This window comes from Nostoc sp. ATCC 53789, assembly GCF_009873495.1.
Lineage (GTDB): Bacteria > Cyanobacteriota > Cyanobacteriia > Cyanobacteriales > Nostocaceae > Nostoc > Nostoc muscorum_A.
In genome coordinates, this window is the sequence record NZ_CP046703.1 from 2,140,694 (window position 1) to 2,152,920 (window position 12,227).

A 12,227-nucleotide genomic window follows, 5' to 3' on the forward strand; every position below is an offset into this window, starting at 1 on the left:
CGTCATCCTGTGAATAAGGGTGGAAGTTGATTACTAACAACCATATTTTGACCAGAACCCCTTCCTACTGACGCATACAGATGATGAATAGAGGGTCAGACCCCTGATTTAAACGATAAAACAATATTATCTGCATCCCATAGTGAGCAGATCCAGACCTATTTTTGAGATGCTACGCGAACAAAGTAGGGCTAGAGCGGCTGGCTACAAACTTTTAATTAATGACCTGATCGCCTTTACCAATTCTTCTGGATCTACAGGTTTGGAAATATGCTGTTGAAATCCAGCAGCGATCGCTTGCTGATAATCCATCTCTCCAGCATAGGCAGTTAAAGCGATCGCGGGAATTGTCCCACCTTTCTCTGGTTTTAGACTCCTGATCTGTCGCATCAGCATATAACCATCCATCTCTGGCATCCCAATATCGCTAATAATCAAATTTGGCTGAGACTGACTCAGTGCAGTTAAAGCTGCAATGGCTGAGGCTACAGCTGTCACCGTTGCACCATATTGTTCCAGCATGAAAGGTAAAAACTCTCGCATATCTGCATCATCATCGACCACAAGGATCTTTAAGCCAGATAAAGGTAAGGATTGATCTGGCAGAAGTGAGGAATTATTTTTTGCATCTTTGATTCCTTTACTTTCATCCTGTAAACATGGAAGTCGGACGGTGAAAGTTGCTCCTTTTTCTTCACCCAGGCTTTCTACTTGCACAGTTCCCCCGTGAAGTTCTACAAGATGCCGGACGATCGCTAATCCTAAACCTAAACCGCCAAATTTTCGAGTTGTGGCCCCATCTGCTTGACGGAAATAATCAAAGACATAAGGTAAGAACTCAGGTGCAATCCCTTTCCCTGTGTCAGTTACGCAGATTTGTACCTGTGAGCCAACCTGCCCTAATTTAATTTTTACCTGTCCTCCACTAGGAGTAAACTTAATGGCATTGGAAAGAATATTCCAAATGACTTGTTGCAATCGATTGCCATCACCTAAAACTTGCCCGACACCAGATTCAAGAATTGTCTGAATCTCGATGGATTTAGCCTGTGCTGATAAACGTACTGTCTCGATCGCAGCTTCAATGACTGATACCAAATTAATGGGGCCGAAGTTGAGGTTAAGTTTACCCTGAAGGATGCGGGAAACATCAAGCAAATCTTCAATTAATTGGGTTTGTAACTTGGCATTGCGCTCAATGGTTTCGAGGGCGCGATCGCTTGTTGCTTGGTCAAGTTTGCGACTCCGCATCAGCTTTGTCCAACCCAGAATGGGGTTAAGCGGGGTTCTCAGTTCATGAGAGAGGACGGCTAAAAATTCATCTTTGATGCGGTTTGCTGATTCTGCGGCGTTTCGCGCCGTTCGTTCGGCTTCGTAAAGGTGGGCGCGAGCGATCGCTTGGGCGCATTGTTGAGCAACAGCCAAGATAAACGCTTGATCTTCTTCACTAAGTTCTTGAAGTTGAATAAATCCTAAAGTGATTCCTCCAACTGCCGAACCCTCTACCATCAATGGAATAGAAATCCAGGCATCAATGTCATATTGGGCGTAAGCTTCAGCTAGATGAGGGTAACGAGCTATTCTGTTTTGTCTCGATTCAGCCCAAGCAGGTTGTCCAGTCCGCACAGCTTCGGCTAAAGGTGAAGGTGAATCAATAGGAAAATGCCGCCAAGCGTCCACTAAATCTTGGTTATAGCCAACCGCCCGCACAATTTCTAGTTCAGTCTTGTTTTCATTCAGCAAGGCGACGAGGGCAGAATTGGCTTTCAAGGCAGCCATACTTTGCTCTACAATGACTTCAGAGACTTGGGCTGGTGTCAGCGATTCTGAAAGTGCAGCTGTGATGGATTGGAGACGGGCAATGCGCTCTAGTGCTTGCTCTGCGGTTTTTTGTGCTTGCTGTGCTTCTTGGTAAAGGCGGGCATTATCGATAGCGATCGCCGCTCGATGGGCAATATCTTCAGCTAGTGACAAGTCAGCCGTACTGTAACGACGTTCTGATTCTGCTGTAAAAAAGGAAATTGCACCAAAAATTCTTTCACGTGCCGTCAAGGGTAACATTATACAGGACTTTAAACCGATTTCACGTATAATCCTTAGATGTTCTGCATCTTGGATGCCTTTTGCTAATAGTGCATCTGAGATTTCAGTTACCATTTCAGGAATTCCTGTACGCAGTACTTTCGGCACGCCTCCCGGTTCATCCAACTTTCTCGGATAATGCTGATGAAGTTGCCAACCGAGTTTAACTTTCTCTGGATCTCGGTGAGCAACTGCTACCCGATTAATTGATTGGTTGTCTTGTAGCAGATCAATGCTGCACCAATCGGCGAAATAAGGCACAACCAGGTTGGCTACACTTGCTAGCGTGCTTTCGTAATTGAGGGAAGAAGCCAGGGTTGCACTGACTTGAGCCAAAAATGCCGCTCGTTGCTGTTCGGCTTCTGCTTCTAAACGGGCGGTTTGCTCTTGAATCAGTTGGATACGTTCGGCTTCAGCTTGTTTGCTATCTGTGATATCAAGCACAACACCACTCATGTGTGTGGCTTTACCTGCTTCGTTGAAAAAGGCTTTTCCCCGGCAGGCTAGGTAGCGGATACTGCCATCATCCCAAATAATTCGATATTCTAAATTATGCTCTACGCCCTCATTAATTGCTCGACTCAACGATTGAGCCAGCAATGGGCTATCATCTGGATGCAGACGAGCTAAAATTGCTTTAGAAGTTGGAAGAAAAGTTTCAGGTGTTAACCCAAATAGTTGATAAATCTGTTCATCCCAGTCAAACAAATCATTGGCGATGTCCCAACACCAAACACCAATTTTGCCGGATTTCAATGCCAGGTTAAGCTGTTCTTGGCTTTTTTCTAGACCTTGATAAAGACGAGCATTTTCTAGAGAAATAGCAATTTGAACTGTCAAAATATCCAGTACGGAAAGTTTTTCCTGTGTAAAGGCGCTGGGGATAAGATTGTTTTCTAAATATAAAATTCCAAGTAATTTTGACTGACGCGCGATCGGTAAACAAAGTACTGATTTGGGTTGTTTTTGGATTACATACTCATCTCCAGAAAACATATTTTGCTCAGTAGCATTTTGCAAAATCACTGTTTCTTGAGTTCGCTGAACATAATTCAGCATTGATTGCGGAATAACTTGTGAAATTTCGCCATCAAATACGGGTCGAGAAACATTGAGTTTTTCAGCCTGGGAATTAACCTTAGCTTCTACTTCTATTACCATATTTTGCTCATTTCCAAGCAACAAATAACCGATTTCGGCCCCTGCTTGCTCGATGACAATCTGCATTAATGTCTTCAACAACCGCGAAAAAACAATTTCACTAGATATGCTTTGAGAGGCTTTAACTACTGATAAAAAGTCTAAATGCTCGCCTGTGGTAATAAATGTTCCGTTAGAAGTAAGTTGTTGTTGTGGCAATAACTGAGGATAGGATTCTTCGAGGTGCTTAACTTTAGCAGATGCCTCCCAGCGCACATAAGCATTTTTCGCTTCTTGCAAGTAGGTTTTGGCAATTAAATCAAACTCTCGCTCCAAGTAAAACTTAGCGCCTAGCTCATTAGCCAGAGCTTCATATTGCACAAATCCCTGATCACGGGCTGAAGCAATTGATTGCTCATACAAGCGCATTGCTTCCAAGTCTCTACCTTGAATTCGAGCTATTTCAGCAGCTACTAATTGAGACTTGTGTAAGAAGTTTTCAGGGCAGTGGTAAGCCCAGTATTGCAATTGTTGCTGATGGGATTCTATAGTTAGCAAAAACTGTTCTTGCTCTAGAAAAGATACGGTGGGATAAAGAGCCGTTAAAGTCAGTGAGTAATATAAAATATAATCTGTTTCAATGGGTAATGCCAGTCTTGCAACTGGAAATTTAGATAATTTTAATGTACAATTTAGTGCATCTGCATACTGCCTATAAGTAAAAAAGATAATTAATTTAATAATGTAATAAAAAATAATTCCACTGACAAAACCTGCATCTGTAATAATAGATAAAGCGCAGGATTCATCAAATTCATCATTACTTAGAGTCAAAGTTTGGTGAGTGAGTCCGCGTAGATTCATCAGCAACATTTGCTGTAGTCTGATTGTCTGATAGACAGCCTCATGTTTAGACTGGCGGGCGAATGCAGTATATTTTTCTAGCGATTTGTATGTTTCTGCAAGTGGAAAACCTAACTGGATAATTTGCCACGATCCTTGATAACCATTGTAGTTTGCCATCGTCACATCACCAGCGTCCACACAACCGATAAATCCCTGCTCTAAAAATGGAATATCGGTAGCAATGTGATTACACCAAACGTTGATATGACTTCCATGAATGTGTAGAACAACTCCTCTAAGTTTCAAGTCGTGAAACTTTTCATTCAATTGAATTGTCATCTTAGAAAATGCGTAGCCTGTAGGAATATCATGGAAGATAGAAACCAATAACATGGCGTACATACTGTAAGCAAAACAGGAATCTTCCGTATTCCCAAACTTGAGGGAATAGTTAACTGCTTTAAGTACGACTAAAGGAAAGAGATGAGGTCTACCAAGATAAGTAGGTGGGCCCAAAGTCGTCAACAAACTAATTACTGTTTTAATATTGAGGTCTTCGATTACTAAAGCATTAATTAAATCAGAGACTTGTCTGTTATCTATATTAGTTGATATCTGGTTTCTTTCAATTGCGATCGCAGCTTGCACTTCCTCATTTGAATCAGGGAATGTCACCTCAAAAAGTTTTAAAGCTTCTAATCCCAATGTCAGCGCCTTTTCATATCTACCCGCAACTTGATAGAGTCTGATTTGCAGTATGTAAATATTAGATTTGTCTACATGAGATTCTGCTTTGAGCAATAATAACTCAAATAATTGTTCCGCTTGTTCTAAATTTCCGGTTAAAAATTCACACTCAGCTAGTTCTCTAAATAAAGTAAATGTTTGTTCATATTGTTCTATCCAGGCATTATCAGCTAAAAGATTCATGGCAACGCTAAAAAGTCTTTTAGCAGGAGTGTAAGCTGTAGATGCTTTTGCTTTCTTAGCAGCGATTAAATTCAATCTTGCCAATTCATCTTTTTCTGTCTGTTCAATAATCAGATTAACCGCGAGATTCAGTTGATTGACTAAATCAAAAATTTGCTCGTTTACTTGTTCCTGATTAAAGTTTTTCAGCAAAAGTCGCCCAATCTTCAGATGAACTACCGACTTTGATTCATCAGCAATTAAGGCGTATGCAGCTTGTTGAACTCGGTCATGATAGAAACGATAGTTTTGATCGACAGTTTCATCTGACTCTATGGGGATAATTAATCCTCTTAAAATTGCTTCAACAAGGGCATTTGCTGTTTCTTGAATAGATTGTTCACCAACGATCGCTAAAACTTCTAGATCAAAGCGATTACCAATACAGGAGGCTAATTTAAGCACTTCTTGAGTTGCGGCTGGTAGCTTTTGCATCCGCCCAATCATCAAGCTGACAATATTATCTGTAATACCTTGGGCTTCAATCTGAGCTAGATCCCATTGCCAAATCCGATATTGGGGGTCAAAAATCAGCAGATTTTCTTGATGCAGTGTTTTCAGAAATTCATTGACAAAGAAAGGATTACCATCAGTTTTTTGGATAATCAATTGAGTAAGAGGTTCTACTCGTTCTGCTGAACTATGCAATGTATCAGCAATCAATTGATTTACATAAACAAGATTTAAGGGAGTAAGAATAATTTCAGTTTTTCTTACTCCCTGCTGGCAAATCTTCTCCATCATTAAACTAAAGGGATGCACAACATCTACTTCATTATCTCGATAGGCTAAAATAAAGCAGAGATAATGGATACTAGACGCAGTAATGACGGTTTGAATTAAATTTAAAGTAGCACTGTCTGCCCACTGCATATCATCTAAAAAAACAGTGAGTGGATGCTCCCTTTGCGAAAACACGCTGATAAAATTCTGAAACACTAAATTAAATCGATTTTGAGATTCAGCAGGTCCCAACTCTGGTATAAGTGGCTGTTCGCCAACGATTAATTCAACTTCTGGAATTACATCAGTGATTAATCTACCATTGTTCCCTAATGCTGCTTGTATTCGCTTTTTCCAATTGGCAAGTTGTTCTTCTGGCTCAGTTAAAATTTGTCTAACAAGTGTTTGAAAAGCTTGAACAATTGTGGAGTAAGGAATATCTCGTTTATACTGATCAAATTTACCAGAGATAAAAACTCCACGTTCTCGCACAATCGGCTTGTGAATCTCTTTAACTAAAGAAGATTTCCCAATTCCAGCATAGCCAGAGACGAGGACAATTTCTGGTTTTCCTTCGCTAACAACTCGCTCAAATGCTTGGAGAAGCTTGGCAAGTTCTTGTTCTCGCCCATATAATTTTTGGGGAATTTGAAAGCGCTCTGAGATATCTTGCTCACCTAAAACAAAGGAGTGAATTTCGCCAGTTGTCTCCAATTGCTTTAAGCATTGTTCCAGATCAAATTGCAAACCTAAAGCGCTTTGATATCTCTGTTCTGCAACCTTCGACAACAATTTGATAATGATGTCACAGAGTCTTTGGGGAATATCATAGTTGAGCTTTTTCGGAGATGGCGGAGATTGGGCAATATGACAATGCACCCACTCTAATGGGTCTTTGCCTTGAAATGGTAGCTGACCTGTCAGCATTTCATAAAAGGTGACTCCCAGTGAATACAAATCGCTACGATGGTCAATTCCCCGATTCATCCGCCCGGTTTGTTCAGGTGCAAGATAAGGTAAACTGCCTTCAATGCGACTAGAACTACTAACTATTTGCTGCTGATATGGAATAAAAGCAGCAATTCCAAAATCGGCAATTTTAACCTGACTGGTTTCGAGGTTAACTAAGATATTTTGTGGCTTAATATCTTTGTGGACAATGTTATAAGTGTGAATTTGTGCCAGTTTGCTGGTAATTTCAATAGCAATTTTTAAGAACGAAACAGGTTCTTGAAATTGGTCTAGCAATTGATCGAGCGATCGCGCCTCAAAATCCTCCATAATCAAATAAGGGATTCCCTGGTGCATCTCTAAGGCATATACCTTGACTGCGGCGGCGATATTTAACCTTTGAGCGATCGCATACTCATGTTTGAGTTGTTCAATATTATTGGGTGTACACTGTTCTGGACGCAATCCTTTGATAATTACCGGACACTGGTCTTTAACCTTGATTCCACGGTATATGACTGCTTTTACCCCTGCTTTTAACAAAGTGACAATTTTAAATCCGGGTAATGCAATCATCATGCTAAATGCTCCAGCCGTGCTTCTTCCGAGATAATTCGAGCTTAATTGTATTTTAGATACATTTCTTTGGGCAGATGAAATTTAGATAATATCAGCTTGAGATAATCACTTCTGCTGACTCTACAGACAAAAATAAGCTACAATTCAAGCAGAGTAAGCATTTCCCGCTCAGAAACTCCCCATGTTTGATAACCTGCAAACCCAAATTTACCAACTAGAACAATTTGCCAACAGCCTCGTTTCTAACCAACTGGCACACCTTAGCGTAGTCAGTGTTGGTATCATCTTTGGCGCTGGCTTGCTCACCAGTCTTACACCCTGTATGCTTTCTATGCTGCCAATTACCATTGGTTACATCGGCGGTTATGAAGCCAAAAACCGCTTGCAAGCAGCTGCCCAATCAACTTGGTTTGCTTTAGGGTTAGCAACTACATTAGCCGGGATGGGTATAGTAGCAGCTTTGGTAGGAAAAGTCTATGGACAAGTGGGAATTGGTTTGCCGATTATCGTCAGCATTATCGCCATTCTCATGGGGCTGAACTTACTAGAAGCACTACCTCTGCAATTTCCATCTTTGGGCGAAACGAATTGGATTTCGCAAGATTTACCTATAGGATTGCGTTCTTATTTACTGGGGCTGACTTTTGGCTTAGTTGCATCTCCTTGTAGCACGCCTGTTTTAGCCAGTTTACTGGGTTGGATTGCGAATACACAAGACTTAATTTTAGGTGCTGTTTTGCTACTCTCTTACACAGCCGGTTATGTAGCACCATTGATTTTGGCGGGTACTTTTACAGCTTCAATTAAAAAATTACTAGAATTGCGTCGCTGGTCTGGTTGGATTAACCCAGTTAGCGGGGCGCTGTTGGTAGGATTCGGTGTATTTTCCTTAATTTCTCGGATTCCCCTTGGCAGTTTTTAAGATCAATACTTTGTTAGATTTTACACGTAATGACTTTAGAAGATTCAGCGTCCAAAGAATTAAAATGGTGGGCAATACCTGGCAAGTTCTTACGGCAAGAGCTTTTGCCCGTACTGACTAACTTACGACTAGCGATCGCACTACTGCTATTGATTGCAATCTTTAGCTCCACCGGTACTGTAATTGAGCAAGGTCAATCACCCGCATTCTATCAGGCTAACTACCCAGAACATCCAGCTTTATTTGGTTTCTTAACTTGGAAAGTAATTCAGGTAGTTGGCTTAGACCATGTATATCGTACCTGGTGGTTTCTGGCATTACTCATCTTATTTGGCACTAGCTTAACTGCTTGTTCTTTTACCCGTCAGTTACCAGCTTTAAAAGCTGCCCAGCGCTGGAAATATTACGAAGAACCACGGCAATTTCAAAAATTAGCTTTAAGTGCAGAACTAGATAATGGTTCTCTAAATTCTCTCAGCCAACTATTACAGAAACGCCGCTATAAAATTTTTCCAGATCAAGAAAAAGAAAATATCCTTTATGCCCGCAAAGGAATAGTCGGACGCATCGGCCCAATTATCGTTCATATTGGCATCGTCGCTATTCTAATAGGGGGAATTTGGGGGGCGATGACTGGGTTTATGGCACAGGAAATGATTGCCAGTGGCGATACATTTCAAGTGACAAATATTGTCGATGCTGGCCCTTTAGCTGCCCAAGTCTCAAAAGATTGGTCTGTGCGCGTCAATCGTTTTTGGATTGACTACACTCCATCTGGCGGCATCGATCAATTTTATTCCGATATGTCTGTCTTAAATAAGCAGGGAGAGGAAGTTGACCACAAGAAGATTTTTGTTAACGAGCCTCTGCGCTATCGGGGCATAACCTTCTACCAAACCGATTGGGGAATTGCAGGTGTTCGCGTCCAATTTAACAACAGCCCGATTTTTCAATTACCAATGGCGCTATTGAACACCAAAGGACAAGGGCGCATTTGGGGTACGTGGGTTCCTACTAAACCGGATTTGAGTGAAGGTGTTTCTTTACTAGCCAAAGACTTACAAGGGATGGTATTAATTTATGATCCCAAGGGTAAATTAGTTGATACTGTCCGCGCTGGGATGTCAACCGAAGTCAATGGCGTAAAGTTGAAAATTTTGGATATTATTGGCAGCACTGGCTTACAAATTAAAGCCGATCCAGGCATACCAATTGTTTACTCAGGATTTGGTTTACTAATGTTGGGTGTGGTGATGAGTTACTTTTCTCATTCACAAATATGGGCATTGCAAAAAGGCGATCTCTTATATGTTGGTGGCAAAACTAATCGCGCCCAAGTTGCTTTTGAACAAGAGGTTTTAGAAATTTTAGATCGGCTTAGTTCAGAGCCAAAAATTGAGGAAAAAGAGACGGCTATTGAAGTTTAAATGCAAAGGTACGCATAGCATAACTGAAAACTTTGCGTACCTTTGTATTTGAAATGTATTTTTCTCGTTTTACAATTAATTACACCTACACAGCTACAGATTGGAAAATTATTAAGCATTGGAACTAAAGTTTTGTATATCTGCTCAACTTCAATCTAAACGACGGGTTTGCCTACTACCCGTAATCGCTATATTGTTGAGTATCGCTTCTTGTACTACCGATAATAAAAAAATCAAGCACGTTTCTCTCGTTGGTGCTGGGGCAAGTTTTCCTGCGCCTTTGTACGAACGCTGGCTTTCAGATTACAACCAGCAAAATCCCAATGTGGAAATTAACTATCAAGCTATAGGAAGCAGCGCTGGAGTGCAACAGCTTATTGAAGGTACTGTAGACTTTGCAGCTAGTGATGTGGGAATTACAAATGAACAAGCAGCTAAGATAAAAAGGGGAGTGGTTGCTTTACCCATGACTGCTGGTTCCATAGTGCTAGCTTACAACCTCGCGTCCACCCCCCAGTCACCTCCAGTCAATCTGCCAAATGGTTTAAAGCTATCACGCCAAGTTTATGTAGATATCTTTCTCGGAAAAATTACGAATTGGAATCATCCGAGAATAGCTGTAGCTAATCCAGGCGTAAATTTGCCCAATCTACCGATTCAGGTTGTACACCGCACTGATGGTAGTGGAACTACAAGTGTGTTGACGCAACATCTAAGTGCTATAAGTCCAGAATGGAACAGCCAAGTTGCAGCAGGTAAAGCTGTCGCTTGGCCAGTGGGAATTGGTGGAAAGGGTAACGAAGGTGTTACTGCCTTAGTACAACAGATCCCAGGAGCTATTGGCTATGTAGAATACGTCTACGCCAAACAAAATAAACTCCCTGTGGCTGCTTTGGAAAATAAATTTGGTAATTATATTACGCCGACACCAGAATCTGTAGCTCAAACATTGGAGTCAGTGAAATTACCGGCCGATAACTTGATTGCTTTTATCAACGATCCTACAGGTTCCCAGTCTTATCCCATCGTTACTTATAGCTGGGTTTTAACTTATCAGCAATATCCCAACCGAGTCAAAGGCGAAGCGCTAAAAAAATTTATTGATTGGGCTTTGATTGAGGGGCAAAAATCCAGTTTGGAACTTGGATATATTCCTTTGTCTAAAAAAGTTGTACTTCAAGTACAATCTGCTGCAAACAAAATTGCAAAATAACTAGTTTTAGTTCAATACAGTTCAGTTAAGCAATTTTTTCCCTCTCTTTCTTCTCTCTGCGTCCTCTGCGCCTTCTCTACGAGACGCTGCGCGTTGGCGGAAGCCTCTCGTAGAGAAGGCGGTTCGTTAAAAAATTTACTTGGATAACAAAGTTTTAGCCTTAACTGAACCGTATTGGTTTTTAGTTTAGATCGTGTCCGCTTAATCAACCTGAATAAAAATGTTCGTGTTCGTTAGCTACAAACCAAAATTTGCGTTGCTGATTGCGGTATGAAAAATAATTTTGCGTAATTTCAGAATCCTTGTAGAGACGTTGCATTGCAACGTCTCTACATTCAGATTCATATTCCCATTCAGCAATACCCAAAATTTTTATGATGGGTATTTATGATGACGCACTTCAACCACAGTATGTACATTGCCACGAGGCGTAAAATCTGCTTTCACAGTGGCTTCCAACGGGTCACAAGCAGCCACAAAATCATCCAAAATTTGGTTGGCAGATTCTTCGTGGGAAATATAGCGATCGCGGTAACTGTTAATGTAAAGTTTAAGCGCCTTCAATTCTACTACCCGTTCATCAGGTATATATGTGACGTAAATTGTCGCAAAGTCAGGATAGCCGGAAAACGGACATTTACAAGTAAATTCCGGCAAAGTAATATTAATGTCATATCGTCTCCCCACACGCGGATTTGGAAAGGTAATTAATTTACCTTCCGCAATATCGCGTTCACCATACTTCATTTCAGGGAATTTGTCAGTTGTCATTTGTCATTTGTCATTGGTTATTTTACTTATCTTTACGTTTTTTTATTAATTTTGTACAGACAAAGATTTTTCGCGTCTCTACTCCCCCCTCAATACTCTTCCTTCTCCCAGTCTGGACAATTCTCATCTTCACAACCGTGGGGATGCATGGCACAAACTAACAAATTACCACTATAAACTTGACCGTGGTAATGAGTACAACCGATGCAGGCAGGATTTTTTTCAGCCGTAGGTTCAACTGAATAAGGAAAACCTGGATCTACATCTGCTACCATGTCTTCCAGTTCCCAGTAAGCCTCAAACATTGGTTCAGCTAAATCCTGTAAATACTGATCGACTTCAGTAACAATATTAGGGACTTGCTCAGTAATTTCTTCCGTTAGCTCAAAAAAAGCGTCAACCATTTCACTCATTCCCAGGAAGAAACGCTCTACTTCATCAGCCACTGTTTCAACGATTTCTGCTAAATCCTTTTGCCACTGTTCCATAAACTTGACACCTTTGCAGGCTATAAACAGGACGCTTTGTGTTATCTGGGTGGAAGCACTACAATACACACTAGGCAATGTATCTTATCAAGTTTCTATATGAAGTGCCATGTCAA

6 protein-coding genes are annotated in these 12,227 nt (G+C 41.0%); 3 read left to right on the forward strand and 3 right to left on the reverse strand.

Translation table 11 applies throughout. The annotated features are described in order from the left end of the window. Positions 1-204 precede the first annotated feature (204 nt). A complete protein-coding gene (locus GJB62_RS08740; protein WP_114085354.1) occupies positions 205-7,290 on the reverse strand; it encodes an AAA family ATPase in 7,086 nt (2,361 codons plus the stop codon). A gap of 181 nt (positions 7,291-7,471) precedes the next feature. On the opposite strand from GJB62_RS08740, the gene GJB62_RS08745 reads away from it, so the two are divergent. The 3 genes from GJB62_RS08745 (at position 7,472) to pstS (ending at position 10,852) form a co-directional block, all read left to right on the forward strand. After that, positions 7,472-8,212, forward strand: coding sequence for a cytochrome c biogenesis protein CcdA (locus tag GJB62_RS08745; protein WP_114085355.1), 741 nt, complete (start codon positions 7,472-7,474; stop codon positions 8,210-8,212). 29 nt (positions 8,213-8,241) lie between these two features. Continuing rightward, positions 8,242-9,639: a cytochrome c biogenesis protein gene (locus GJB62_RS08750; RefSeq protein ID WP_114085356.1), complete on the forward strand. Its 1,398-nt coding sequence runs from the start codon at positions 8,242-8,244 to the stop codon at positions 9,637-9,639. A gap of 118 nt (positions 9,640-9,757) precedes the next feature. Further along, complete coding sequence (gene pstS / locus GJB62_RS08755; RefSeq protein WP_114085357.1) at positions 9,758-10,852, forward strand: phosphate ABC transporter substrate-binding protein PstS; 1,095 nt, start codon at positions 9,758-9,760, stop codon at positions 10,850-10,852. Between the two features lie 372 nt (positions 10,853-11,224). On the opposite strand, the gene queF is transcribed toward pstS, so the two are convergent. Both queF and GJB62_RS08765 read right to left on the reverse strand, forming a co-directional pair. Continuing rightward, positions 11,225-11,623, reverse strand: coding sequence for a preQ(1) synthase (queF, locus tag GJB62_RS08760; protein ID WP_114085358.1), 399 nt, complete (start codon positions 11,621-11,623; stop codon positions 11,225-11,227). Between the two features lie 89 nt (positions 11,624-11,712). Continuing rightward, entirely contained in the window at positions 11,713-12,111 is a 399-nt protein-coding gene (locus tag GJB62_RS08765) for a hypothetical protein (protein ID WP_114085359.1), read from the reverse strand. Positions 12,112-12,227: the final 116 nt, after the last annotated feature.

What these genes read in the sequence shown, in the direction of transcription:
- queF (WP_114085358.1), bottom strand. Translation starts at nt 11,623, where the DNA reads ATGACAACTGACAAATTCCCTGAAATGAAGTATGGTGAACGCGATATT.
- GJB62_RS08740 (WP_114085354.1), bottom strand. Translation starts at nt 7,290, where the DNA reads ATGATGATTGCATTACCCGGATTTAAAATTGTCACTTTGTTAAAAGCA.
- GJB62_RS08745 (WP_114085355.1), top strand. Translation starts at nt 7,472, where the DNA reads ATGTTTGATAACCTGCAAACCCAAATTTACCAACTAGAACAATTTGCC.
- GJB62_RS08765 (WP_114085359.1), bottom strand. Translation starts at nt 12,111, where the DNA reads ATGGAACAGTGGCAAAAGGATTTAGCAGAAATCGTTGAAACAGTGGCT.
- GJB62_RS08750 (WP_114085356.1), top strand. Translation starts at nt 8,242, where the DNA reads ATGACTTTAGAAGATTCAGCGTCCAAAGAATTAAAATGGTGGGCAATA.